This window comes from Sorangium sp. So ce887 (assembly GCF_051521455.1).
Classification (GTDB): Bacteria; Myxococcota_A; Polyangia; order Polyangiales; family Polyangiaceae; genus Sorangium.
In genome coordinates this window covers 9,657,811-9,683,703 of sequence record NZ_CP150354.1, presented here as the reverse complement: position 1 = coordinate 9,683,703, position 25,893 = coordinate 9,657,811, and the positions used below count along the sequence as shown (strand labels likewise).

Below are 25,893 nucleotides of genomic sequence, written 5' to 3'. Positions count from 1 at the left end.
CCTCTATTTCGAATTTTTTGGAAGGAAGGTGCGCGATGAATGTTCTCAAGCCCCATGTTTCGCTCAACGTCTCCAACATCGACGCCTCGGTCGCGTTTTACGAGAAGGCCTTTGGCGTGAGCGCCACAAAGCGTCGTCCCGGCTATGCGAAGTTCGACCTCGCGTCGCCTTCGTTGAACCTCACGATGCAGGAGGCGCCGCGTACGGGCGTCAACGCGAGCCACTTCGGCGTCCAGGTGGCGAGCACGGAGGACGTGCTCGAGGCCAAGAGCCGCTTCGAGGCCGCGGAGCTCAGGACCTTCACCGAGGAGGACACGGCCTGTTGCTACGCGGTGCAGGACAAGGTCTGGATCGAGGACCCCGACGGCAATTCGTGGGAGGTGTTCGTGGTGAAGGGCGAGGCGGCCGTGATGGGGAGTCAGCCCGCGGTGCCCTCGAAGAGCGATGCCGCGAAGAGCGATGCCGCGTGCTGCGCGCCGGCGTGCTGCGCGCCGTCCAAGCTCGACGATGCCGCCGCGCGCTGATCTCGCCCGCAGGGCCGTCGCCGAGGCGCTCGGGACGGCCCTGCTGCTCGCGACCGTGGTCGGGCCCTCTTCTCGGCGTCGCAGCACGAGCGCTCGGGGCTTGCCCAGATGGCGAGCGAGTTCGTCGCGACGTTCGGGCTGCTCGCCGTCATCTGGGGCGGCGTCCGGAGGCGGGCCGACTCGGTTCCTTTCGCGGTCGGCGCGTACATCGCGGCCGCTTACTGGTTCACCTCGTCCACCTCGTTCGCCAACCCGGCCGTGACGCTCGCCAGGGCGGCGAGCGACACGTTCGCCGGCATCCGTCCGGCCGACGCGCCGGGGTTCATCGTCGCACAGCTCGCGGGGGCGGCGGCAGCGACGCTTGTGTTTCGCTGGCTCCTCCCTGCCCTGCCCCAGGTCGCCGATCGCGTCGTCGATCGCGCGTTTCCGGAGGATGCTCCATGAAGACCGTGCTCTTTGCCTGCGTTCACAACGCGGGTCGTTCCCAGATGGCCGCGGCGTGGTTCAATGCCATGGCCGATCCAGCCCGGGCGCGCGCCGTCTCGGCCGGTACCGAGCCTGGCCCGCGCGTCCATCCCGAGGTGCTCGCGGCGATGGCGGAGGAGGGGATCGACCTCTCGGCCGTGGAGCCTCAGCGGCTCACCGAGGAGCTGGCGAGCCAGGCGGCGCTGCTCGTCACGATGGGATGCGGGGAGGCATGCCCCGTGGTTCCAGGGCTTCGCCGTGACGACTGGCCCCTCGAAGATCCGAAGGGCAAGCCGGTGGAGCGCGTGCGAGAGATCCGCGACGAGGTCCGCGCGCGCGTGGCCGAGCTCGTCGCTCGCGAGGGGTGGGCTGCTGCCGGTACGGACTAGAACACCAGTCATGTTGAAACCCGGAGAATTTTCACAGGGAGGCGAGGAGGCGGGGAGGAAGAAAAAAGAATCTCTCTCTCTCGCCGTCTCTCACTCCCCGCCTCCTCGCCTCCCTGTGAAATTTTTTCCGGGGTTTCAACCCGCTTGTCGCTCTAGCTAGAGGCGCTTCGGCGCAGGCGGACTGCCGGCGATAGCCGGCAAGCGGCGCTTCGGCGCAGGCGGACTGCCGGCGATCGCCCGCAAGCGGCGCTTCGGCGCAGGCGGACTGCCGGCGATCGCCGGCGGGCGGCGCATGAAAGTAAGAGGTCTTACGCCGAATCGCCGCCCGGCGGCGCTCGGCGCAAGTCAACTGTCGGCGATCGCCGCTCGGCGGCACTTCGACGTAAGATGTCTTACTCAAGATCGCCGCTCGGCGGCACTTCGACGTAAGATGTCTTACTCAGGATCGCCGCCCGGTGGCAGTTTGGCGTAATGTATTTCACGTAAATCGCTGCCCGCCACCCGTTCCGCGCAAGTGGACAGCCGCGCACCGGCGGCAGGCGGCAAAAAAAGGAAGATGGCTTACTTTCGTGGGGTGGAGGGAGGCAGATCGAGCAACGCGTCTTCCCTCGCGCGCCCCGCGCGAGGGCTCGATCGTGGCGCGGAGGCCAGGAGCGCCAGGATCAGGCGCCGTCGAAGGAATCGTCGTCGTCGCCGGCAGCGGGCGGCGCGGCGTCGTCGGCCGGCGCGGGCTCGGCCTCGCCCTCGGCGCCGCCCTTGCGCCCGCGCCGGTCGGCCCGGGCGGACTCGCGGCGGAGCCGGCCGAGGAGGCGGTCAGCGATCTCGCCAGTCACCGCCTTCTCGAGGGCGAGGTTCGTCTCGACCGCGCGGGCCACGCGGATCCAGCCGTTGCGGGCGCTCAGCACCTCGCGCGGTGTCGCGCCGTCCGTGTTCGACGGGGCGCTCAGCGCGAGCAGCTCGCGTTGCGCCTCCACCTTCTCGATCTCGAGCGCGGCCGCGACCCAGGCGTCCACCACCTGCGCGAGCGGCCCCTCGGGCGTCTTCAGCTTCTTGAGCAGCTTCTCCGAGGCCTCGTCGAGCCGTGACCGGAGCAGCTTGGCGTCGCCCGCCTGGTCGCCGTAGCTCCGCGAGATCGCCTTGAGCCCCGCCGGCGCGAGCCGATCCCGCAGGTCGAGGAGCGCCGCCACGAACGCGGGCTCATCGGTCATCTCGGCGAGCGCACCGAGGTAGTTGTACGCCCCGCGGAGCTTGCGGTCGTGCGTCGCGTCGAGCGCGAGCGCCCTCTCCATGAGCGCCTTCGCCTGCTGCTGCAGACTGGAGCCGAGCCGCTGCGTGGTCAGGATCCGGCCGTGCGCCTCCTCGACCGCCGGCAGGAGCGGCGCGAGCAGCGGCAGCGACGTGAAGACCTTCCGATCCTGCGCCGGATCGAGCCATGGCGCGGAGATGTTGACCATCGCCTGGGGACTGAGATTGCGATAACCCATGAGATACCCTCCTTGTGGTCAGGGGCACCCCGAGTCTCGATCCTGGGTTGGCTGGGTGCAAGCTGCTGGGCGCCCGGACTGGCGTCGCGATCTTGCTCCGTGGCCGGAGGATGGCCGGTCGCGCTCGGCCCGCGTCGCGGCGCCGGGACGGGCAACCAGCCCATGTCCTCATCTCCTCGTCGCGGCTGTCTTCTCGTCGCGGCAGTCTTCCTTCCTTCTTCCAGAGGCGCGCTCCGCGCCGGCGCACCTCCGCCGCCAGAAGAGCGAATCGATGAGAATTTTTGCCAGCGATTCGCAATGCGTCCGCGGGCGAAAATTCGGCCTATCGGGGATTCAAAGCGCAGGGAGACCCATGGTAGTTGACGTCTGCGTGAGGGATGGACGCGGCTCACGCCGCGGTTGAGCTGAAAAGACGGTGCCGCGCCGGATTGGGCCAGCGCGGCATCCGGTCCCCTTCGTTGGGCCGAGGTGAGCTTTGCTGCGTTCTGCGCTGGTCGTCTGTTGGTCGCACGCAGCGGCCGCCGCGATGTTCCTCCTCGCGCTCACGCCGGCGTTCGCCGCGCCGCCGCCGCCACGGTCGCCGCGCGTGGTCGCCTTGATCAGGGAGGCGGAGGCCGCCCTGGAGCGGCTCGACATCGCGCGCGCTCGCGACCTGTGGGCGCAGATCTACGACATCGAGAGATCCACGGTGGGGATCTGCCAGCTCGGGCAGCTCGACCGCCGGCTCGGGCGCTGGGTGGACGCCGTCGTGGAGCTCACGCGCTGCGTGCAGGAGATGCGCCCGCCGGCCACGCCCGAGGAGCAGAAGCTCTACGAGACGCGGCACGCGGACCTGGCCGCGGTGCGGCTCGAGGTCGCGCAGCTCCGCGTGTTCGCGCCCGCCGGGGCGGCGCCCGTGCTCGTCGATGGGCGTCTCGTGGACGAGAGCGGTCAGATCTACGTCGCGCCCGGGCAGCACGAGGTCACGGCGAGGTTGCCGGGCGGCCGGACGGCGCGCTCCACCGTGCATGTCACCGCGGGAGAATCGCTGGCCGTCCTCCTGAGCCCCGAGCCGGCGAGCGTGCGCTCGGTCGCTCCGCCGCAGGCGACACCAGCGGGCACGCCGGCACGGCCGGCAGGCCTCCCGGCGCCGTGGCTTCTTTACACGGGCTCAGCGGCATCGGGCGCGTTCCTGGTATCGGGGATCGTGCTGCACATCGTGGCGTCGCTCGAGGACAGCGCTCTCCGGGCCGAGATGTGCAAGCCCGAATGGGAGGAGAACGGAGAGACGCGAAGCGCGATGCATGCTATCGACGCAAAGCAGCACATCAGCACGGCAGCCCTCGTCGCCGGTAGCTCGCTGGGAGCCGCGACGCTGGTGGTTGCGGTGCTGCCGAGCGGCCCCCAGGTCCGCGCAATCGCGGGCGGCGCGGAGGTGCGGTTCACGTGGTAGAGCCTGGTACCGTCTGGGAAGGTCACCGGATCCTCAGTGAGGTTCACGACGGCATGGTCCGCACGTTCCTCGCCCAACAGGTCGGCAATGAGGACGCGATCGTCTGGCTGCACCTGCGCGAGGGCCAGCCGATGGACCGGACGGCCTTCGCGTCCGAGCTCCAGCGCTTGCAGGACCTCGCGCGAGCGGTCCCGCAGGTGGAGCCCGTGCTCTACGGAGACGCGGGCGGCCTGTCTGCCTGGGTCGCGTGCCGGCGAAGCCACGGGATCAGCATCAAGGACGCGACGCGCGGTGCCGATCTCGGGGTCACCGCGCTGCACATGGTGATCGAGGTCGCCCGCGTGATTCAGCGGTGCCACGCGCTGGGCTGGTGCCATGGAGCGCTCGGGCCGGACCGCGTGTTCATCACGTCGAAGCGGGATTACAGCATCAGCCAGTTCGGCCTGGTCCGGCTGTTCCGGATCGAGCCGCACGAAGCCGCGCGGGAGCCGCTGGTGGCGCCTCCTGAGCTGCTGAGCGGCGACCGGGTGGGGCCGCGGGCCGACGTCTATGGCCTCGGGACGCTGCTATACGAGCTCGTCTGCCGGCGCTCGCTCGACGCCGGCCAGCCAGGTACGTTGGGTGCGCAGCGGGATAGGCCCGCGATCTCCGCCGACACACCGCCCGCCGTGGCAGCCGCCATCGAGATGGCCTTGGAAGAGGATCCGCGCCGCAGGTACAGGAACGTGGGCCACTTCATCACGGTGCTCGAGGGCCTCGTGGACGCATGGCCCACGCTGGACCGGGCACCGAGCAGCGGCGAGGAGCAGGCCTCGGTAGCTGGTGCGGTGCCGTCGACCCTGCGCAGCTCCCACCTGGAGAGTCCGCGTTCGCCAGCGCCGGCGACGGAAGATCCGGACATCCGGTCGTCCGATGTCGCGCCAGTGGCTGTGCCGTCGAGCGAGGATGAGCCTCCGCTGCCGCAGATCCCCTCTCTTGACGTGCCATTGCGGACTGCTCCCACGCCGAAGGAGCCGGTCTTGCCACCGCCGCCCTCCGTCGTCCGAGAACCTGGGCGGGAGCCCATGATGGCCCGGAGCAACCCTTCCGGCACGCCGCCCCGGAAGCGCGCGAGCCGCGTCGCCGTTTCGCTCGTCGCAACGGCCGCGCTGTGCGCCGGCGCTCTCTGCCTCACCCGCCCGACCGCGATCGCGCCCCGCGCGGAGAAGCTTGGGACGGTGCTGGTGGAGCTGGGGTCGCCGCTGCGCGAGCCGCAGCGTTTGCCGTCGCCGGTGGGGTCGGCGAGGACCGCCTCGAAGGAAGCGGACAGCCGCCCGCGTGCTGCGCGCTCGCAGCGAACGGGCGTGACGGCGAAGGCCGTGCCGCGCCGGCCGTACTGCGAGGCCGGCGATTTCAGCTGTGGTCCTGCGCTGTACTAGGAGGGCTTCTGTCGATGCGATGCGTTCTTCTGTTCATCGGCGCGAGCGCTGGGCTAGGCTGTGCTGCCGATCTCGATTGCCCCGGTCGAGGCCCGCACGAGGGGAACCCCGCCGTGTGGCTCTGGGAGGGTACGCAGGACGAGGCGCCCGGCTGCGCGGAAGATACGGATGTTCTCTGGGACGGGTGGAGGAAAGGGACCTCCACCGCACCGGAGTCGCCGACGTTCGCGCGTGCTTGCGCCGGCGTTGTTCGAGGCGATATTCCGGAGGGGTACACCCTCTGCGTGATCCCCAGTCAGTCGGAGGATGTCTGCTGGAAGGGATACGAGGACAGCGCGACGTATGTTGAAGAGGATGGAGAAGAGCACGAGATGTGCTGCTCACCCAGGGGGAACCCGCCGACGGTGATCCCCCAAAGCCACGACGGATGCACGACATGAGCGAGACGGTCGCAGGTGTCCTCGGGCGCGCGCTCCGGCTCCTGTTCTGGGGTGCTGTCGGCGCCTTGAGCAGCGGGTGTATCGCCGATCCCGAGGTCTCGGGGAAGGTGACCGTCTCGCGGGACGGCGAAGAGCTGGTGATCGATACCGGCGGCAACGGTACGAGGGCCGTGGATATAAGCGACGACGTCTCAGGGTGGTGCATCGTACGCGACCAAGGTGAGCTCAGCGTGGCCGTCGCCAAGGATGGCGAGGCGCTTTCCTTCTTCGACGTGATGGACCAGGCCGACTCGCCTCACGCGTCCGCGAGGATCGACGGAGAGCTGTACCAGGGGGCATGCGAGATCATCGTCCAGGAGCAGCAAGGCGACCCGTACGAGGCCGACGTGGCGGCGGGGCCGTGCGACCTCGTCCGGCTCTTCGACGGTGGAAAGGCGCGCCTCGTGACGGCGGTCTTTCACGTCTCGGACTGCAGCGGGGCCGACTAGCCGGGCGAGCTCTCCTGGCGCTGCGGTTCTGCGTCCGAGCCGCGCCGCGCCAGGACCGCTCGGTGTGCTGTCCCGCGCGTCTCATCGGCCATGTGCGCCGCCACAGATTCCAGCCACCCCGAGGCGTGACGGCGGACGAGCTCCTGCAACTCAAGGACGCGGCTCTCGATCATATCCGTGCCAGCCGAGCGGGGAGCACGGTGATGAGCCGCCCATCGTCTGTGCGCTATTGAGCCCCTGCGTGATATGCGAGGCTTTGACGTCGAACTGCCAGGCCGCGGCCTCGCACTCTTCCGCCTGGGCGCCAGCGGACACGAGAGCCATCGCGGCGACCGAGACGGCGGTGGTCCTCAGGGGACTAACGCCCTCTCGCCGGCAGCACGTAATCGGCCAGCGCCTTGGCTCGAGCGGCGCGGACCGCCGCGAGCCAGTGCGCCTGGTCCGGGTCGCCGTCCCACGGCGGGGCCTCCCGATAGAGCGTGTCCCAGTATTCGCGCGCTGCCGCCTCGGCCGTCTCGATCTCGCTCTCGCCGTCGGGCGCGTCCTCGACACGGTCCGCGAAGGCCCGCCAGGGTTCCGAGGCGTGGCGGCTCAGATTCGCCCACGGTCGGCCGGGCGCCCCGTCAAAGACCCCACCGCTGCTCTGGAGGTAGCTCTCGTAGGCGCTCCGAGCGATGGCGTCGTGCCGGCGGCGATTGACATGCCCCGTGCAGCAATCGCGATACGCCTGGGCCCATTCGCGGTCCTCCTCCGGCACATCCTCCCGCCATGCGCTCGCATAGAGATCGCGCAGCTCCTGCTGGCGTGTCAGCCACTCGTCTCGATCGTCGGGTACCGGCGGGGCCCGGAGGGCTCGCTCGCGCTCGGCGCGGAGGGCTCGCTCGCGCGCGGCGCTCGGTCCGGGGTACTCCGGCAGCCCAGCGCCCCAGTACCACGGCGGCTCCAGCATCGGAGGGATGGGCCTCCTCATGGATCTCGGGGTTCCGCGGCGCTCGAGCTGAAAACCCCTCTGGAAGGCGCGGAGCGCCCTGGGCCGGTGCTGCTCGGCCGTGTCGTCGGAGGACAGGATCCGCCAGAGGTAGGTCCGGTGGAGGCGCGATGCCGCCTCGGCCGGCGCCCGCTCGCTGTCGCCGGCAGGCGCTTCATCGAACGCGTCAACGAAGGCGATGAACGCGCTCTCGACGGCGGCGAGCAGCATCGGCCACAGCGGGGTGAACCCCCGGGGGATGTCGCCCTGGCTGCTCCGGAGAGCGCTTGCGCTGGCCCCCAGGTCCGCGCCGTTCGGGCCCGGATCGTCGACCCACTTCCTGAATCTCTCGCGGTGCGCCGCTGCCCACGCGCGGTCCCTCTCCGGCAGATCGTCATGCCACACTTCGGCGCACAGCTTGCCCAGATCCTCGAAGCTCGACTTCCATTCCTCGGGATCCCTGGTCGAGAACAGCGCGTGTCCGATGGCCGCCTCGCGCACGACGCGAGGTACGAAGGCCTTCGTCTCCCCCATCGAAAGGTTCATCAGTAATCTCCGGGTTGACCGCCCGTGGGGTCGGTGGGCTCTCCGCCCGTGGGGTCGGTGGGTCTGGGAGGGCATCCCCAGCCCGGCCCGGCGCCCAGCGGGCAGAGGAGCGGGACGAGCCGAGGAAAGGCCCATCCAGGAGGCGGTCCGGGTAGGCTGATCATGGCGTCGATGATGTCGTCCGCCGAGATCGCGTCGGAGTCGATCAGCTCCGGCGGCACTTGCGCACAGCTGGCCGAGATTCTCGAGGTGCCACTTCCAGAGACCGGGGCTCTTGGTCGTGAACAGGCCGTATCCGTAGCCTGCCTCCTGCGGTTCGATCATTCCGGGGCGCTTCGCCAGCCACCTCATGGCCGATCTCCCGGCTGTCCGGCCTCTGGCCTGCCCTTGAGCCAATCGATCGCCGCAGAGTTCATGCCCAACGTCTTGAGCCTTGATCTCTCCTCGAGTGAGATCATCGCGATCTGGTCTCGCAGCTCGTCGCGGTCGCCGGGGTCCACGATCGAGCAGCCGCAGGTGAACAGAACGAGCAGGACGCCGAGCCGGTGTTTCATCGCTCTCCCTCCCAGAACGATGGAACCACGTACGCGCAAACGGTGAGCGAACTTACCAGCGCCGGCCTGCGCCGGTCAATGTCCGAAGAGCCACATGGAGGACGGTGACCGGCGTCCATGCACCGCAGCTGGCCGGCGCTCCGCGCGACCAGGTGGACGGCGACGGTGCCCATGAACCGGCCGGAGAGCCAGTTCTCCTGGTCCAGAGGAGCGGTGGAGGCCGGGCCAGGCGGAGGGGGCGCGGAGCACGACTCCGCCCGTCGGGGACCCCCGGCGCCTTCCTCCATCGTGGCTCGACTGGACTATCATGCGATCCCATGGGCTTGTTTCATCACTCGAGAGGGCTCGATCTCCACATCCTCGGCATCGTCGGCAGGAAGAGCGCCCGCGCGCTCGCGCGCGCCGCAGGGGTGCTCGGCGCCTTGCTCTGCGCCGCGTGCGCGGCAGACTCCGAGGCCCCGCCGACCGAGACCTCGGTCGGCACGGTCGACGGCACCGACGCCGTGCTCGCCCTCGTGCGCGGCGAGGGCACGGTCACGCTCTACGTCTGCGGCGGCGCGAGCAGCTACGCGACCATGACCCGCTGGTTCGAGGGACCCGAGGACGCGAGCGGCGCGTTCTCGCTCGCGAGCGACGGGTGGACGGCGAGCGCCGATCCGGGCGGCGAATCCGGCCGGCTGCGCACGCCCGAGGGCGCGGAGCTCGCCTTTCATGCGCGCCCCGCGGCGCTCGACCAGATCGAGGGCCTCTACGCGACGGTCGACGGCGGCTGCCGCACCGGCGCCGTCGTCTTCACGCCCGAGGGCGCCGAGTCGCCCGCGCTCCAGGGCACCTGGTGCGGCGCAGGCGACCGCTACGCCCAGGTGACGCCGATCCGCCCGCTCTCGGTGCTCGATCGGCGCGGGATCGAGGTGCAGGTCGAGCTCAGCGGCGCACGGAAAAACCTGCTCGTGACCCCGCTCACTCGACCCTGAGCCCCCGCCGCGTCGCCGCGCCCTCCCGCCGCGTCGCCGCTCCCCCGCCGCGTCGCCGCGCCCCTCCCACCGCGTCCCCCGGCTCTGGCGTTGAATTCCGCCTTTGGCTGATGGAAGGTCGTCGTATGGCGGACGCAGCCCGGCCGCGGAGGTGGCACCTCGCCGTGCCCGCGTCGCGCTTCGTCGGCCGGGAGGGCGAGCTCGCCGCGATCGCCGAGCTGTTCCGGCGCGGAGACCGGCTCGTCACCGTCTGGGGGCCGGCCGGCATGGGCAAGACACGGCTCGCCCTGGAGCTCGCGAGCCGCTGGGCCGAGGCGCAGGCCGGCGAGGCCGTGTGGCTCTGCGAGCTCACCGCCTGCCGCGACCTGCGCGCCGTCTGCGGCGCGGTCGCGCGCGCCATCGGGGCGCAGGTCGCGGCAGGACGCCGGGAAGCGACGCTCGTCGAGCGGATCGGCCGCGCCCTCGCGACGGAAGGGCCGGCGCTGCTCGTGCTCGACAACCTGGAGCACGTGCTCGAGCAGACAGCGCCGGCCCTCGATGCGTGGGTGCGCGCGGCGCCCGAGCTCCGCTTCCTCACGACGTCGCGCGAGCGCACCCGCGTGCCCGGGGAGATCAGCTACGAGCTCGGCCCCCTCGGCCTCCCCGCCGAGGGCTCGACCGAGCGCAGCGCGGCCGTGGCGCTCTTCCTCGACCGCGCCGCGGCCCACCGCGCCACCGCGCCGCCGCCGCCCGGCGACGAGCGCCTCGCCGACGTCGCCGTCCTGGTGCGGCGGCTCGAGGGGATCCCGCTCGCGATCGAGCTCGCGGCGGCGCGCGAGGGCGTGCTCGGGGTCGGCGGCCTGCTCGCGCGCCTCGGGAGCCGGCTCGACCTGCTCGCGGGCGCGGCGCGCGGCAGGGAGGCGCGGCAGGCGACGCTGCGCGGCGCGATCGAGTGGTCGTGGGACTTGCTCGACGACCGCGAGCGCCGGGCGCTCGCCTGCTGCTCGGTGTTCCGCGGGCCGTTCACGCTCGCGGCGGCCGCGGCCGTCCTCGCGGAGCCCGACGCCGCCGCGATCGATCGCATCGAGGCGCTGCGCGACAAGTCGCTGCTCCGCGCGGCACCTCCGGGCAGCGACGGGGCGACGCGCTTCGCCCTCTACGAGGGGGTGCGGGAGCTCGCCGCCGAGAAGCTCGCCGAGCGCGGGGAGCGCGAGGCCGCGGTCGAGCGGCACGCGGCGTTCTACCTGGCCGCCGGCGAGGCCGCCGCCGCGGACTTCGAGCGGCGGGGCGGGCTCGACGCGCTCAACCGCATCGCCGGCGATCTGGAGGAGCTGCTCGCCGTCGCCGAGGGCGCGCTCGCCGCGGCGGCGGGGCCGCGCGCCGGCTCCAGCGCGGCGGCCCAGGGCGCCCTCGCCGAGGTGGCGCCCCGCGCCGCGGCCGAGCGCGCCCTGCGGGCGCTCTCCGCGATCGAGCCCGTGCTCAGCACCCGCGGCCCGTTCGGGGCGCAGCTCGAGCTGCTCGACCGGGCGCTCGCAGCGGCCGAGTCGCTCGCGGCCCATCCGCGGGTCGTGGCCGGCGCGCTCGCGGCGCGGGGGCGCGCGCGGCGGCTCCGAGGGCAGGCGGAGGCGGCGCTCGAGGACCTCGAGCGCGCCCGCGCGCAGGCGGCGGCGCTCGGCGCAGAGGCGCTCATCTCGGGGATCCTCGCGGACCTCGGCGTGCTCCACCACGGCCGGCGCGAGATGGAGCGCGCGCGCGACCACTACGAGCAGGCGCTCGCGCTCCACCGCGCCCTCGGCGACCGCCGCGCCGAGGGGCGGGCGCTCGGCAACCTCGGCGCGCTCCACCACGACGAGCGCCGCGAGGGCGAGGCCGCCGCTTACTACGAGCGGGCGATCGCGATCGCCGCGGAGATCGGCGACGGCCGGCTGGAGGGCATCTTCTCGACGAACGCCGGCCTGCTCGAGCAGGAGCGCGGGGCGCCCGCGCAGGCGCGCCGGCGCTACGAGCGCGCCGCCGCGATCCTCGGCGAGGTGGGCGACCGGCGGCTGCTCGCGATCACGCTCGGCAACCTCGGCGCGCTCCACCACGAGGAAGGCCGCCTCGCCGACGCGCGCGCCTGCCACGGCCGCGCCGTGGCGCTGCTCCGCGAGGTCGGGGACCGCCGCTCCGAGGCGATCGCCCTCTGCCGCGTCGGGGCGGCGCTCGCGTCGGTCGGCGAGGTGGAGGAGGCGCGGCGCGCGCTCGAGCCCGCCGAGCGGCTGCTCGCGCAGCTCGGCGACGAGCCCGACGTGGAGCTCGCGCGGGTGGCGTCGGGCTTCGTCGACGTCGCGCTCGCCCAGGCGGCGCGGCGCGCGGGGCGGGGAGACGAGGCCGCGGCGCACGCGGGCGCGGCGCGGCGCAGGATCGCGCGCGCACGCGAGGGATCGCCGTCGAGCGCGAGCCGGTCGGACGACGTGCGGCTGCTGCTGCGGATCCTGGAGCGCAGCCTGGCCGCGCTGGGCCTGCCCGAGGCGCAGGCGGAGGGCGAGCGCGAGCTCCTCCTGACCGAGGGGGCGCGCTTCGTCCGCCCGCCGGGCGGCGGCTGGCACGACCTGCGCGAGCGCCACGCGGCGCGGCGCCTGCTGCTCGCGCTGGCCGAGCAGCAGCGGTGCGCGCCGGGCCGAGGGCTCTCCCTGGCCACGCTGCAGGAGGCGGGGTGGCCCGGCGAGCGGATCTTGCCGGAGGCGGCGGCGAACCGGATCTACGTGGCGATGAACCAGCTGCGGAAGCTCGGGATGAAGCCGTGGCTCCGGAGAGACGCAGAGGGGTACTCGCTGGATCCGGCGCTGCCGGTCCACTACGTCGCGGTGGAGCCGGGCGCGAGGGGAGGGGGCGATGCGCGCGGGGGGGAGACGGGGGAAGGCGAGGGCGGGGACGGGGGGAAGCGGCGGTAGGGGGCCTGCGGAATGGATGGGAGAGCAAGGGCGATGGCGCCGCGGGAGGGAGCGCGCGAACCGGTTTAAGAGGGGATTAAGGGGCGAGCCTCGGGCGGGGACGTAGCCTGTTCGGCGGAGGTCACGCCATGCGCACCATCGCTTCTGCTCTGCTGATCCTTGCCCCTGCCATCACCGTCGCCGGATGCGGCGAGAGCCGTGAGCCCGATCCGGTCGTCGACTCGAGCGGCGCTAACGGCGCAGGATCGGGAGGATCCGGCGGCGACGGCGTGGGGGTCGGAGGCAGCGGCCCAGGTGGCGGTGGCTCGGGGGGCGGCGGCCTGGGCGGCGGCCTGGGCGGCGGCCTGGGGGGCGGTGGCTCGGGGGGCGGTGGCTCGGGGGGCGGCGGCCTGGGTGGTGGCCTGGGGGGCGGTGGCTCGGGGGGCGGCGGGGGATCGCTGCCAGCGGAAGCCTGGTACCGGCACATCTGGGGACCCGACGCCGAGGAAGCCGGAGCCCTCGCGATCGATAGCGAGGCAAACGTCGTCCTGGCCGGCAGCTCGATGGGAACGGCTGACTTCGGCGCGGGCGCCACGCAGCTCGTCGGCTTCGAGGACCCCTTCGTCGCCACGTATACAGACGACGGCGCCCTGCGCTGGGTCCGGCGCTTCCGGGGCCGCCAGGCGACGGTCGCGGGGGTCGCGGTCGACGGAAACGACGGAATCGCCGTCGTCGGCCACTACTCGAGAGGTCCGCTCGAAGCCGGTGACCTCGTCCTGGAAGCGCCGGAACGAGACGACCCGGAGGTCGACTCGTCCGACATCTTCGTCCTCGCGCTCGATCGGGACGGCGCTCCGCGCTGGATGCACCGCCTGGGCGGCGGCGGCGTCGACCGCGGAGGCCTCGTGACCGTCGGTCCCGGAAACGACGTCGTCGTTGCCGGCCACTCCGCGGGCCGCCTCACCCTCGCCAGGTTCGCGGCCGACGGGACGCCCCGCTTCTCGACGGACGTGGGAAACTTGAACGGACTCGACGACAAGATCATCGGCGGGATGGCCGTGGATCTTCATGGCGACATCCTCGTCGCCGGAAACTTCTCCGGGAACGCCGACCTCGGCGGGGGCACCACCCTCGGGCTGAAAGGCAATCAGGCCTGGGTGGCGAAGTACTCGGGGGAGGACGGCGCCCACCTCTGGTCGAGGCACTTCGGCACACCCGGAGACCTGGGTTCTAGCGGCGGCGACTTGGCGAAGGCGCTGATCGTGGACGAGCACGGCGACGTGCTGGTCGCCGGCCAGTTCGCGCGGGGCGCCGACCTCGGCGAGGGGCCCATCGAAGGTATCTCACGCGGCAGTTTCCTCATGAAGCTCGCCGGCCAGGACGGCGCGATCCGGTGGGCGAAGGCGCTCCCGGCGCTCATGATCCGCTCGGCCAGCCTCTCTTTCGCGCCCGACGGCCGGGTCGCGCTCATCGCCTCGTTCAACGTATCCCCCGACCTCGGCGGCGGCGCGTTGGACGAGCCGGGAACCTACGTCGCCACCTACGATCCAGACACCGGGGCGTTCGTCGCGCAGCGGCGGCTCGTCGAGCTCGGCAGCGAGATCGGGGTGTCCATCGGCTACGCCGTCGCCGCGCTCGACGCCAAAGGACACCTGTCGATCGTGGCTAGCTTCTACCTCGAGCTAGCGACCGGCTTCGGCACCCTGAGGAGCAAAGGCCATACGGACATCCTCCTCGCGCACCTGCCGCTCTGAGACGGACCGCTCGCTCCGAGCGTCATCCGTCCCCGTCCGCCTCCATCCTCCGTGTACGCCTCGCGGGTGATCTCGAGCTCGATATGGGAGGGCAAGGGCAAGGGCGCCGCGGGAGGGAGCGTGCGAATCGCTTTAAGACGGGATTAAGGAGCGGTCCTCTGGCGGGGACCTACCCTGTTCGGCGGAGGTCACGCCATGCACATCATCGCTTCTGCTCTGCTGATCCTTGTCCCTGCCATCACCCTCGCCGGATGCGGTGAGAACCGTGAGACCAAGCCACCCGTCGATTCGAGCGGCGCCAACAGCGCGGGATCAGGAGGATCCGGCAGCGATGGCGTGGGAGCCTGGGGCGGAGGGAGCGCCACGGGCGGCGGAGGCGCCGGTGTCGGCGGGGGCGCCACGGGCGGCGGGGGCGCCACGGGCGGCGGGGATCCAGGAGGCGTCGGAGGCGCCGATGGCGCAGGGGGCGCCACGGGCGTCGGAGGCGCCGATGGCGCAGGGGGCGCCACGGGCGTCGGAGGCGCCACGGGCGTCGGAGGCGCCGATGGCGCGGGGGGCGCCACGGGCGTCGGAGGCGCCGATAGCGCCGGTGTTGGCGGGGGTTCGCTGCCAGCGGGGGCCTGGTACCGGCACATCCTTGGACCCCGTCAGCAGTCTGCCACGGCCCTCGCGATCGATGGCGGGGCAAACGTCGTCCTGGCCGGCATCGCCAATGGCGCGGTCGACTTCGGCGCGGGCGTCACGCCGCTCATCGCCGGCACCGACTTCGGCGGCAGCGACTTCTTCGTCGTCAAGTATGCAGACGACGGCGCCCTGCGCTGGGTTCGGCGCTTCGGCGGCAAGGAGGTGTCGGCCACGGGGGTCGCGGTCGACGGAAACGACGGCATCGCCGTCGTCGGCCACTACTCGAAAGGTCCGCTCGAGGTCGGCGACTTCGTCCCGCAAGACCCGGAACGAGACGACGCGATGAGCTACTCGCCCAACCTCTTCGTCCTCGCGCTCGATCGGGACGGCGCCCCGCGCTGGATGCACCGCTTGGGCGACAGCGGCGTCGACAGCGGAGCCCGCGTGGCCGTCGGTCCCGAAAACGACGTCGTCGTCGCCGCCCAGTCCGGGGAGCGCCTTACGCTCGTCAGGTTCGCCGCCGACGGGACGACCCGCTTCGCGACGGAGGCGGGAAACCTGTTCACATCCGACTCGTCGATCGCCCCGATCGGCGGGGTGGCCGTGGACCTCCACGGCGACATCCTCGTCGCCGGGACGTTCACCGACGGCGGCAGGCTGCATGACGGGCTGAGAGGCGGTCAGGTGTGGGTGGCGAAGTACTCGGGGGAGGACGGCGCCCACCTCTGGTTGAGTGACTTCAGCGCATCCAAAGACATCGGGTTGGGCACCGGCAACTTGGCGCAGACGCTGATCGTGGACGAGCGCGGCGACGTGCTGATCGCCGGCCAGTTCGCGCGGGGCGCCGCCCCTGGCGAGCGCCCGATCTTCGGCACGGGCGGCGCGTTCCTCATGAAGGTCGACGGCGAGGACGGCGCGCTCCGGTGGGCGAAGGCGTTCCCGGCCACGGCCGCAGAGATCGGCTCGACCAGCCTCTCGTTCGCGCCCGACGGCCGGGTCGCGCTCATCGCCTCGTTCGGCGCGCCCACCGACCTCGGCGGCGGCTCGTTGGACGAGCAGGGATCCTACGTCGCCACCTACGAACCGGACACCGGGGCGTTCGTCGCGCATCGGCGGCTCGTCGAGCTCGGCACGACGACCGGGGGCTTCGGCCGCAGCGCCTCCGCGCTCGACGCAAAAGGACACCTGTCGATCACGACGAACTTCAGCAGGAGCGAGGAGCTACAGACCGCCTTCGGCACCCTGAAGGCCGAAGGATTGAACGGCATCCTCCTCGCGCGCCTGCCGCTCTGAGACGGACGGCTCGCCCCGAGCGTCATCCGTCCCCCTCCGCCTCCTCTCCTCCGGTCCCCGACTCCCTCCGGTCGGCCGCCTCGTGCGCGAGCGCGCCCGCATGGATGGCCCGCACCTCGTCGATCGTGCTGGCGTCCACCGCCGCCTTGTCGGGCCGGTACCGCTTCACGCGCGCGAAGCGGAGCGCGACGCCCCCGGGGTACTGCGGGCTCGCCTGCACGCCGTCAAAGGCGATCTCGACGACGAGCTCTGGCCGCACATAGACCGTGTACGCGTCGCGGGTGATCTCGAGCTCGAGCAGCCGCTGCGTCTGCCACGCGAGCACCTCGTCGGTCATGCCCTTGAACGTCTTGCCGAGCATGACGAACCCGCCGGAGCCGGGGTCGCGCGCGCCGAGGTGCAGGTTGCTGAGCAACCCCCGGCGCCTGCCGCTGCCCCACTCGACCGCGAGCACGACAAGGTCGAGGGTGTGCGCCCGCTTCACCTTGAGCCACGAGCTGCCGCGGCGCCCGGCCTCGTAGGGCGCGCCGAGCGACTTGGCCATCACCCCCTCGTGGCCGCGAGCGAGCGCGTCGGCGAAGAACGCCTCGGCCTCGGCCTCCGTCGGCAGCTCGATGCGCGGGACGCGCAGCGACCTGTCGAGCACCTGCCGGAGCGCGGTGGCGCGCTCGCCGCCGGACCGGTCGAGCAGGTCCTCGCCGTCGAGGTGCAGCACGTCGAAGAAGATGGCGCGGAGCGGCAGCTCGGCCCGCAGCGCGGCCACGTCGAGCATGCGCCCGAAGCGGCGCATCGTGACCTGGAACGGGAGGGGCGCGCCGTCCGAGCGAAAGGCGATCGCCTCGCCGTCGAGCACGACCGAGCGGACAGGGAGCGCCCGCACCGCCTCGACGATCTCGGGGACCGCGTTCGTGACGGAGCTGAGGCCGCGGCTGAAGACGCGCACCTCGTCGCCGGCCTTGTGCACCTGCACGCGCGCGCCGTCGAGCTTCCACTCCAGCGCCGCCGCGCGCAGCTCGCCCAGCGCCGAGGCGACGTCGTCGGCGGCCTGCGCCAGCATCGGCTGCACCGGGCGGAAGAGCTGCAGCGAGAAGCGCTGGAGCCCGAACGCCCCCTCGAGCAGCGCGGCCTTGGCGACCTCGGCCGCGTCGCCGGCCAGCATGACCGCGCGCCGCAGCGAGGCCGGCGGCAGCCCCGCGGCGCGCGCCACCGCCTCGATCATGACCGCCTCGAGCGCGCCCTGGCGGAGCTCGCCGACGAGGAGCCGCGCGAAGAAGTCGCGCTCGAGCTCGGTGGCCCGAGCAAGGAGCCCGCCGAGCGCCGCGCGGCGCTGCCCCGCCGACCCAGGGCCCGAGATGCGCGCGATCTCGCTGAAGACCGCGTCGGCCTCCCCCAGGGTGAGCGTGGGCTCGGTGGCGGACGGGCCGGCGCGGCGGGCCTCGGTGACCAACGAAGGCCCGAACCCGATCCGGCCCTGGCGCAGCCGCCCGGCGAGCCAGTCGACGCCGATCTGCACCTCCTCCGGCGAGAGGCGGCGCAGGAGACCGGCAAGCGCACCGATCTTTTCGAGACGGCTGGAGGTCGCGGCAACACGATCAGACGTGGCAACGAGGTCGGAAACGAGCACGCAGATATCCTACCCTGGCCCTTCGAGCGCGCACGCTCGAGGGGCCGTGTGATGAGGCCGCCGCGGTGTGTCCTCTACAACCGAGCCGAGGAACTCCGCAGGATCGGACCGGACCCACAGGCGCCAAGAGCACTCCGCATGGGCTGAGAGCGAGCCTACCAAAGGGTGTAAGGCCGCGGGGCAGAAAAGCGCTTTTTCGTGCCGAATTGCAACGGTTGTCCCTTGCGACCACTTACGGTTAGTCGCTGGAGATTATCACATGAATTCACCGGCGAACGCTGGCCCGTGCTCTTCACGTGCCTCGCGTGCTCCGCGTGTCTCGCGTGCTCCGCGTGCCTCGCGCCGCAGACTTGGGGTCTTCGTGCGGCGCTCGATCGATGCGCCGCAAGGGGCGACAGGCCGCCTCTCGTTACTTCTTCGTTGGGTGGACCATTTCGGTTTCCGATGCGTGCCTGCGTTTCTCCGGTGCCCGTGCCGTGAGCCGGCGAAAGCGCCGCCCGCCCTTCCAAGATCCCGTGTGGCGCTCGTGGCGAGTCGCGGGGCGCGAAGCGGCCGACGCGCCTGCGCCGCCCCGGGGCGGAGGGGCGCGCGGAGAGAGCCTCCTCGTCCCTCGACTCCCGAGCACGCCACCCCCCGAGGGGCCCCGTCGCGCCCGCCCCCCCGACGGCACGATCGCTCCGTTTAGTTGACCTCCGCCGCTGGCCTTGATACCGGGTTGGCTGTCAGCGCGCCGTGGGCAGGTGAACACGGCGGGCGGGCGCCGTTTTCCTCAACCACAGCTCAGGAATAGCGCCCCCCGCTGCAAAGGCCGTCCGTTTTGGCCTTGGGAGCAGCTGGCTTGGTTTTTGCGCAGCACCTCTCAGGCAGCTTGGCTGTAACGGGAGGCGCGGGCGTGGTGTTGGTATCCTCACGAGAAGGCGACGGAGGTTCTTCGATGGTGGAGCGGCAAGTCCGGAAGCGGGTCGGCGTCGTGATGGGCGGCTCGTCGGGCGAGCGCGATGTGTCCCTGCGCTCGGGCGCGGCCGTCGCCGAGGTGCTCGAGGCGCGCGGACACGATGTCGTCCGGATCACGCTCGGGGACCGGTTCGGCGCCGAGCTCTGCGCCACGCTGCAGCGCGCGCGGCTCGACGCGGCGTTCCTGGCCCTGCACGGGCGGCTCGGTGAGGACGGGTGCGTGCAAGGCCTCCTGGAGCTCGCCCAGGTCCCGTACACCGGGTCGAGCGTGCTCGCGAGCGCCCTCGCGATGGACAAGCTCAAGGCCAAGGAGATGTTCCGGCTGCACAACGTGCCGACGCCTCCCTACTACACTGTGGGTGCGCACCAGGACCTCGAGGAGCTCGACGCGGTCCATGGCTCGTTCGGGTTCCCGGTCATCGTGAAGCCGCGCGGCGAGGGGTCGAGCCTCGGGGTGACCAAGGTCGGGTCGCTCGAGGAGCTTCAGGCGGCGCTCGCGCTGGCGTTCGAGTTCGACGACGCCGCCATCGTGGAGCGGTTCGTGGCGGGGACCGAGGTCAACGTGGGCATCCTGGACGGGAAGGTCCTTGGCGCGATCGAGATCGTCCCGAAGAAGGGCCTTTATGACTACGAGGCCAAGTACACGCCGGGGATGACCGAGTACCACATGCCGGCGCGCCTGCCGCCGACCCGCTATCGCGGGGTCCTGAACCTGGCGGAGCGGGCGGCCCAGGCGCTCGGGTGCACCGGCGCGGTGCGCGTGGATCTGCTCGTGACCGGCGGAGAGAACGAGTACGTGCTCGAGGTGAACACCCTGCCGGGCATGACCCAGACGAGCCTCCTGCCCAAGATCGCGGCGGCCGCAGGCCACGATTTCGGCGACCTGTGCGAGGCCATGCTGGCGAGCGCCCGGCTGCACCAGCCGGTGCGGCGCCGCGCGCCCGCCGCCTCGGAGCTCCGGCTCAACGAGCGCGGACAGGCCGAGAAGCGGCTGCGGCTCGTGAAGTCGGCGATCTGAAGCGCAACCCGAACAGTCAAGCTCTCAAGGCACGCGCTTCATCGTGATGAAGTCGGTCGCCATGCCCTCGACGATGGGCTTGAGCTTGAGCACGTCGCCTTCGCAGCGGTACTCGAAGAGGGTTCCGGGGCGGTCCATGCCAGAAAAGGCGCTGGTCGCGGGCACGGGCATGTCGCGGCCGCCGAGAGTGGCCTTGGTCTCGACGCGCAGACCGCTCATGTCGGCGCGCGTCGTCTTCCAGCGGCCAGGGCCCGCGGGCTCGAACTCCGCGCTCGAGCGGCCGTTCATCTTGACCGTGATCTTCAGCGCCATCCCGGCCGTGGGCGCCTCGAACACGTTCTCGACGCCGCCCTCGCTCGTCTCGCACACGTAGCTGCCACGCTCGTTGCCGTTGAACGTGCAGATGTACTTCCCGCGCTCGCTGACGACGCGCGCGCCCGACGAGTTGCGCGCCAGCGTCTCGAGGAACAGATCGGCGTAGTCGTATTCCCACTTGCCCGCCGGGCAGCTCGCCGCCGGCGCCACGGCGGCCGCGCTGCTCGGGGCAGGCGCAGCCGGCGCGGTCACGGCGGTCGCGCTCGCGGACGCAGGCGCGCTCGCGGACTCGGAGCGGTCACAGGCTGCGAGCGCAGCGATCGATACCAGGGTGAGCGGGAGCAGGTGCGGACGTGCCATGCGCCGAGGGTACGCGCCCAGGCGCGCAGTTGCACGTATCCTCCCCGGCGGGGGCGCCGGAGGATCGTCCGTGCGGGGCATGCGTTGTCCCCCGAGGTCGAGGTGGAGCGACTCCCATCCTCCGAGCCATCCGACGACCTCCGCGCACAGGCGGCTGTGGTGGAGCTCGTCCCCGATGATCCGGTGGACGGCGGCGAGCGCCGGGTACGGCGCCTCGGCCTCGACAAGGGCGGCGAGCAGCTCGGTGTAGATCACCACCCCGCGGTACTCGCCCAGGACACGGTGGCTCCAGGCGAGCTGGGCGTGCTCGATGTCTTCTGCGGAGAAGCGCTCGAGATCGGGCCTCACGCCGAGCCCATCGTCCCGAGCGCGCGTGCGCACTCCTCCGCGCGCAGCTGCTGCAGCGCCTAGGAGCCCTGGGCTCGGTCCGCAGCCCCGAGCGCGTAGAGCCCGCGCCAGGCCCGCTCGATCCGCTGAAAGAGCGGATGGTGGAGGATCTCGTCCACCTGCGCGCCGATGCGTCGATCGATGCCCGCGATCAGCTCGTCGAGCCGCTCTGGGATCAGCTGGACGAGCCGCTCGTGGTCGACCGGCAGGCGAAGTGTCGTGGTCATGGTGAACGAGTAGAGGCGCAGCCGTCGCGAGCCGCAAGAGCGTCTGGCACTCGGCGAGCGATGGTGGAGCGGGCTGCCTCGCGGAACCTCCTGGACCGCGCGGCGAGTAGCGCGGCGAGGAGGAGCCAGGGCGCGGACGAGCCGCCCGGGTCAGGAGCGGCGCTGCGCGCCAGGGCGCAGCCGTTGCCGTGCGCGCGCGGCGGGGCGCTCCCCTCCGGAAGAGGCGCCGGAGACGCGCCGCCGGAGCCGCTGGAGCCCCCGGAGCCGCCAGCGCCGGTTGCCGCGGCGTCGCCGCCTTGGCCGCTACCGCCGTCGCCCTCGCCATCGCCGCCTGCTCCGCCCCCGGAGCCGCCGGTGGCCTCCGCGAGCAAGCAGCCGCCGGCGATGCACTCGCCGCCTGGACAGGGCGCCCCGTCGAGCTTGTAGCGCCTCTCGCAGGCGCCGGTGGCCGGCGCGCAGACGGCGCGCCTGCAGGTGGAGGTGTCGGGCTGCGGGCACACGAAGGGATCGCCGCCGACGCAGGCGCCGTTCTGGCAGGTATCGGTCTGCGTGCAGGCGTTGCCGTCGTCGCAGGGGCTGCCGTCGGGCTTGCGCGGGTTGTCGCAATCGCAGGCGTCGCCGACCCCATCGCCGTTGACGTCGGCCTGGTCGGGGTTCGCGATCAGAGGGCAGTTGTCCACCGTATCGGCGACGCCGTCGGCGTCGTCGTCATCATCGCAGGCGTCGCCGAGGAAGTCGCCCGCCGACAGGCCACCATCGGTGTTGGCCTGGAGCGTGTTCGGGACTGAAGGGCAGTTGTCCTCGCTGTCGGCGATGCCGTCCTCGTCGGTGTCGAGCGCGCAGGCTCCGGCCCTGCACTGCCCGCTGAGGCACTCCTTCGGGAGCGCGCACGCGGCGCCGACGAGCTTCTTCGGCAGGCAGTCGCCGCCGGTCGCCGCGCAGTAGGCCGAGTCGGCGCACTGGGTGTCAAAGGTGCAGCCCGTGAGGCAGGCGCCCGCGACGCAGCGGTACTCGGCGCAAGAACGCGTGTCGCCCTCGGCGCAGACCCCGAGCCCGTCGCAGAGGGGGGCCTCGACGAGCTCGGAGGCGTCCTTGCACGAGGCCGCGCCGCAGGGGGCGCCCTGCGCGCGCAGCTGGCAGCCGCCGCGGCCGTCGCAGAAGCCGGTGGTGCCGCAGGAGGAGGCAGGCTCCGCGGCGCAGTCGCCGTCCGGATCGGCGCCGGCCTGGATGGGCCCGCATGCGCCGTCGGGGCCGGCGCCCTTCTTCGCGGCGGAGCACGCCATGCATGCGCCCGAGCAAGGGACGTCGCAGCAGACGCCGTCGACGCAGGAGGCGTTGGGGCAGTCCGCGTCGGTGTCGCAGGGATCGCCAGGGAAGACAGGGGTGTAGAGCTCGGTGCTGGTGAGGATGCGGTTGGTGACGCTGCCGCCGGTGACCAGGACCTTGCCATGGCTCAGCAGGGTCGCTGCGTGCTCATAACGTTCGGAGTAGGTCGTCCCTGCCGGAGACCAGCTGTCCGTGGCCAGGTCGTACACCTCCGCGCTCGCGATGCCATGGCCATTGACAGAGGCATTGCCGGCGACCAGGACCCGCCCGTTCAAGAGTCGCGTCGCCGTGTGAGAGCTGCGCGTCGTGCTCATGGGAGCCCGCGCCGTCCAGCGATCGGCCGCCGGGTCGTACGCCTCCGCGCTCGAGAGGCTGACGTCGCTGGTCCCGATGCCGCCCGCGACGAGAACGCGCCCGTCGTCCAGCAGCGTCGCCGTGGGGCCCTGGCGCGCGGTGCTCATCGGTACTGCTGCCGTCCAGCTGCGCGTGTCGGGGTCGAAGATCTCCGCGCTCGCGAGGTAGCCGAGCCCGATGCCGCCCGCGACCAGGACCCGCCCATCGCCGAGCAGCGTTGCTGTGTGAAGCTGGCGCGCGGCGAGCATCTCCTCCGCCGCGGTCCAAGTTCCGTCCGCCGGGTCGAAGATCTCCGCGCTCCAGAGACTGACGGGATACTTGGCCCCGACGCCGCCCGCGACGAGGACTCGCCCGTCGTCCAGCAGCGTCGCCGTGTGCAGGTAGCGCGGGTCGCTCATCGGTGTTGCCGCTGTCCAGCGGCGCGTGACGGGGTTGAAGATCTCCACGCTCGCGAGCACGCCCTCCTCCTCGGTGTCCCCGCGGCCGAAGCCGCCCGTGACCAGGACCCGCCCGTCGTCCAGCAGTGTTGCCGTGTGCCTGTAGCGTGCGGCGGTCATCGTCTCCGCCTCTGTCCAGGTATCTTCCGCCGGGTTGTAGATCTCCGCAGCCATGAGGTAGCCGCGGTCGGTCCCGTAGCCGCCTGCGACCAGGACACGACCGTCATCCAGCAGCGTTGCCGTGTGCCCCTGGCGCGAGCCGCGCATCGGCGCTGCCTCCGACCACGGGCTTGCGCCCGTCGGGTCGTAGACCTCGGCGTTCGCATCGACACCTTGATTGCCGCCCGTCACGAGCACGCGGCCGCTCGGGAGTAGCGTCGCGGTATGAGCGCTGCGGCCCACGGCCATCGCGGGCGTGTTCGACCACGAGCCCGCCGTCGGGTCGAAGATCTCCGTGTCCACCAGGTAGAAGGGCGACAGGAGGCCGCCCGCGACGAGGACCCGTCCGTCGTCCAGCAGCGTTGCCGTGTGGTCAAAGCGCCCGAAGCTCATTGGCGACGCCGGTATCCAGCTGCCATTCGCCGGGTCATACAGCTCCGCGCTCGCGGCGGAGACGCCGTCGCCCGCCAAGCCGCCCGTGACGAGGACCCCCCCGCCGTCCAGCAGCGTCGCCGTGTGCCCTCGGCGCGGGGAGTCCATCCCCCGCGCCGGGGTCCACGTGTTTGCCGCCGGATCGTACACCTCTGCGCTGGAGAGGTCGCCGCGCGGCCCGTGGCCGCCCGTGACGAGGACCCGCCCATCGCCCAGCAGCGTCGCCGTGTGCCCGTAACGCCCGGCGCTCATCGGCGCCGCCGCTGTCCACGTGCCCTCTAACGGCTCGTACAGCTCTGCGCTCGCGGCATAGGTGCTGCCGTCCCAGCCGCCCGTGACGAGGACCCGCCCGTCGTCCAGCAGCGTCGCCGTGGGCCCCTGGCGCGCGGCGCTCATCGGCCGCGCCGGTGTCCAGCGGTCCTCCGCCGGGTCGTACAGCTCCGTGCTCGTCAGCGCGTTCGAGGCATCGGAGCCGCCCGCGACCAGGACTCGTCCGCTGTCCAGCAGCAGGGCGGCGTGATCGTGGCGCGCGGTGCTCATCGGCTGAGCTGGCGCCCAGCTGTCGTCCGCCGGGTCGTACAGCTCTGCGCTCGCAACATACGTACTGCCGTCATAGCCGCCCGCGACCAAAACCCGCCCGTCGTCGCCGCCCAGCAGCGTGGCCGTGTGCCCGGCGTCCCGCCTCGTGGCCATCGCTCCGACGGGGCGCCACAGCGGATCCACGAGCAGGAGCTCCCCCGACGCCTCGACAAGCAGCGCGATCTCCGCCCCGCGCGCCTCGAGGCGCGCCGCGATCGGCCGCCCGCTTTCCGCGAACGCTCGCGGCGCGGTGACACGCAGCCTCGGCATCCCCGCCGCGTCCACCACCTCGACGGCCTCGCCGCGCTGCCGCAGCGCCGCGCCGTCCACCTCCCAGACCGCCGCCGGCTCGCCCGCCGGTACGGCGCCCGGCTCCACGGTGAGCCATTCCTCGATGCCCCCGTCGGCCGCCCGCCAGAACGACGCGCCGCCCGCGCGGCCGTAGATCACCGCGCCGTCGACCACCGCCCCCGGGCCGGACGCGCCGGTCTCCCGCACCCGCACCTCGAAGCCGCCCGGGCCCGAGAGCCGCATCCAGCCGCCGCCGTCGCGCGGCAGCTCGGCCTGGAGCCGCGGCCCGCGCCCCGCCAGGCCAGGCGCGCCCAGCGCGAAGCCGCCGCCGGTCGCCACAGGCGCGCCGGGAGCGCCGCTGCCCAGCACCTCGGCGGCCTGCGCCGGGAACCGGCGCTGTACGAGCGCCGCCGCCGCCGCGCCGTCGTGCCCCGCCGCGCACCCGAGCGCGCCCATCCACCCCGCCACAATCAGCACCAGGACGACTACGGCCAGCACGCGAAGACCCGACCCTGCTCGCATACCGGCGAATGTCTCACGCGGGCCCACCAGCCACAACAGCGCCGCGAGCGCGCTCACACCCGAACAGCGCCGCGCGCGCGGCTCACACCCGAGCGGCGCTGTGAGCGCGGCTCACACGAGCGATGTGCAGATGCCGATCCGGGGATGATAGACGCCGATCCGGCGCTTTCCCCCGCTCGTCTCGGGCGTCACGAGCACCACCATGCTCTTGACGAGCGGGGCGTCGGCGCGAATCCGCACGTGCTGGCCGGCGACGACGACGTGCCATATCTGCACCGTCCCGAACCTCGTCACGACGACACCCTCGTAGATCTGCGCGGCCGACGGCGCGCCGCGCAGCGCCAGGCGGCAGGCGGTGTAGCTGCCCAGCACCTTGTACAGGAGCACGAACGGCATGACCACGAACGAGAAGGCGAGCAGCATCGCGACGAAATCGATGCTCCGAAAAAACGTGCCGACCCCGAGGAGCCCCGCCCAGACGACCAGCGCGTACCCCACGCCGGCCAGCTGATGCCGGGCGTGCCGCAGGGCCGCCCAGGGACGCGGGGGCGGCTCGCGCAGCTCCTCGGGCAACTCGATCGCGTTGAGTGACTCCATCGTACAACTTCGACATACTCTCGACGGCGGCGGAGCTCAATCGGACAGCGCGGCCGAGGCCGCATTCC

18 protein-coding genes and 1 pseudogene are annotated in these 25,893 nt (G+C 72.2%); 11 read left to right on the top strand and 8 right to left on the bottom strand.

All coding sequences use genetic code 11. The features are described 5' to 3' along the window. Positions 1 to 35: 35 nt before the first annotated feature. From WMF36_RS36250 to WMF36_RS36240, 3 genes and pseudogenes are all read left to right on the top strand, one after another. Positions 36 to 524: an ArsI/CadI family heavy metal resistance metalloenzyme gene (locus WMF36_RS36250; protein WP_437575385.1), complete on the top strand. Its 489-nt coding sequence runs from the start codon at positions 36 to 38 to the stop codon at positions 522 to 524. Positions 525 to 581: 57 nt separating this feature from the next. Continuing rightward, positions 582 to 968: pseudogene (locus tag WMF36_RS36245) on the top strand (aquaporin); the annotation flags it as partial. After that, a complete protein-coding gene (locus WMF36_RS36240) occupies positions 965 to 1,378 on the top strand; it encodes an arsenate reductase ArsC (RefSeq protein WP_437575384.1) in 414 nt (137 codons plus the stop codon). The pseudogene WMF36_RS36245 and the gene WMF36_RS36240, both read left to right, overlap by 4 nt. Before the next feature lie 662 nt (positions 1,379 to 2,040). Here WMF36_RS36240 and WMF36_RS36235 read toward each other — a convergent pair. Then, the gene (locus tag WMF36_RS36235; RefSeq protein WP_437575383.1) at positions 2,041 to 2,862 is read right to left on the bottom strand and encodes a hypothetical protein; all 822 of its coding nucleotides are present in this window, start codon (positions 2,860 to 2,862) and stop codon (positions 2,041 to 2,043) included. A gap of 475 nt (positions 2,863 to 3,337) precedes the next feature. Here WMF36_RS36235 and WMF36_RS36230 point away from each other — a divergent pair, with 475 nt between their 5' ends. From WMF36_RS36230 to WMF36_RS36220, 3 genes are all read left to right on the top strand, one after another. After that, positions 3,338 to 4,294 carry a hypothetical protein gene (locus tag WMF36_RS36230; protein ID WP_437575382.1) on the top strand — a complete coding sequence of 319 codons (957 nt, stop codon included), beginning with the start codon at positions 3,338 to 3,340 and terminating at the stop codon, positions 4,292 to 4,294. Continuing rightward, entirely contained in the window at positions 4,288 to 5,712 is a 1,425-nt protein-coding gene (locus WMF36_RS36225) for a protein kinase domain-containing protein (protein ID WP_437575381.1), read from the top strand. The genes WMF36_RS36230 and WMF36_RS36225 overlap by 7 nt, the downstream gene beginning before the upstream one ends. Positions 5,713 to 6,148: 436 nt before the next feature. Then, on the top strand, positions 6,149 to 6,640 hold the full coding sequence (locus WMF36_RS36220) for a hypothetical protein (protein ID WP_437575380.1): 492 nt from the start codon (positions 6,149 to 6,151) through the stop codon (positions 6,638 to 6,640). Between the two features lie 358 nt (positions 6,641 to 6,998). On the opposite strand, the gene WMF36_RS36215 is transcribed toward WMF36_RS36220, so the two are convergent. Next, positions 6,999 to 8,153 (bottom strand): hypothetical protein, encoded by a 1,155-nt coding sequence (locus tag WMF36_RS36215; protein WP_437575379.1) that lies wholly within the window; start codon positions 8,151 to 8,153, stop codon positions 6,999 to 7,001. A gap of 347 nt (positions 8,154 to 8,500) precedes the next feature. After that, complete coding sequence (locus WMF36_RS36210; RefSeq protein ID WP_437575378.1) at positions 8,501 to 8,707, bottom strand: hypothetical protein; 207 nt, start codon at positions 8,705 to 8,707, stop codon at positions 8,501 to 8,503. A 317-nt stretch (positions 8,708 to 9,024) separates the two neighbouring features. Here WMF36_RS36210 and WMF36_RS36205 point away from each other — a divergent pair, with 317 nt between their 5' ends. The 4 genes from WMF36_RS36205 to WMF36_RS36190 all read left to right on the top strand — a co-directional run bounded on the left by WMF36_RS36205 (position 9,025) and on the right by WMF36_RS36190 (position 16,243). Continuing rightward, complete coding sequence (locus tag WMF36_RS36205; protein ID WP_437575377.1) at positions 9,025 to 9,681, top strand: hypothetical protein; 657 nt, start codon at positions 9,025 to 9,027, stop codon at positions 9,679 to 9,681. A gap of 125 nt (positions 9,682 to 9,806) precedes the next feature. Beyond that, entirely contained in the window at positions 9,807 to 12,593 is a 2,787-nt protein-coding gene (locus tag WMF36_RS36200; RefSeq protein ID WP_437575376.1) for an ATP-binding protein, read from the top strand. A 128-nt stretch (positions 12,594 to 12,721) separates the two neighbouring features. Beyond that, on the top strand, positions 12,722 to 14,326 hold the full coding sequence (locus WMF36_RS36195) for a hypothetical protein (protein WP_437575375.1): 1,605 nt from the start codon (positions 12,722 to 12,724) through the stop codon (positions 14,324 to 14,326). A gap of 195 nt (positions 14,327 to 14,521) precedes the next feature. Next, a complete protein-coding gene (locus tag WMF36_RS36190) occupies positions 14,522 to 16,243 on the top strand; it encodes a hypothetical protein (protein WP_437575374.1) in 1,722 nt (573 codons plus the stop codon). Positions 16,244 to 16,265: 22 nt separating this feature from the next. Here WMF36_RS36190 and WMF36_RS36185 read toward each other — a convergent pair whose 3' ends face one another. Further along, on the bottom strand, positions 16,266 to 17,867 hold the full coding sequence (locus tag WMF36_RS36185; protein ID WP_437575373.1) for an ATP-dependent DNA ligase: 1,602 nt from the start codon (positions 17,865 to 17,867) through the stop codon (positions 16,266 to 16,268). Between the two features lie 934 nt (positions 17,868 to 18,801). Between WMF36_RS36185 and WMF36_RS36180 the strand changes: the two genes are divergently transcribed. After that, the gene (locus tag WMF36_RS36180; protein ID WP_437575372.1) at positions 18,802 to 19,839 is read left to right on the top strand and encodes a D-alanine--D-alanine ligase; all 1,038 of its coding nucleotides are present in this window, start codon (positions 18,802 to 18,804) and stop codon (positions 19,837 to 19,839) included. Between the two features lie 24 nt (positions 19,840 to 19,863). On the opposite strand, the gene WMF36_RS36175 is transcribed toward WMF36_RS36180, so the two are convergent. The 4 genes from WMF36_RS36175 to WMF36_RS36160 all read right to left on the bottom strand — a co-directional run bounded on the left by WMF36_RS36175 (position 19,864) and on the right by WMF36_RS36160 (position 25,825). Continuing rightward, complete coding sequence (locus WMF36_RS36175) at positions 19,864 to 20,862, bottom strand: hypothetical protein (RefSeq protein ID WP_437575371.1); 999 nt, start codon at positions 20,860 to 20,862, stop codon at positions 19,864 to 19,866. Between the two features lie 59 nt (positions 20,863 to 20,921). Then, positions 20,922 to 21,128: a type VI secretion system contractile sheath domain-containing protein gene (locus tag WMF36_RS36170; protein WP_437575370.1), complete on the bottom strand. Its 207-nt coding sequence runs from the start codon at positions 21,126 to 21,128 to the stop codon at positions 20,922 to 20,924. After that, positions 21,125 to 25,204 (bottom strand): kelch repeat-containing protein, encoded by a 4,080-nt coding sequence (locus WMF36_RS36165; protein WP_437575369.1) that lies wholly within the window; start codon positions 25,202 to 25,204, stop codon positions 21,125 to 21,127. Before WMF36_RS36165 ends, WMF36_RS36170 begins: the two co-directional genes overlap by 4 nt. 135 nt (positions 25,205 to 25,339) lie before the next feature. Further along, positions 25,340 to 25,825: a hypothetical protein gene (locus tag WMF36_RS36160; protein WP_437575368.1), complete on the bottom strand. Its 486-nt coding sequence runs from the start codon at positions 25,823 to 25,825 to the stop codon at positions 25,340 to 25,342. Positions 25,826 to 25,893: the final 68 nt, after the last annotated feature.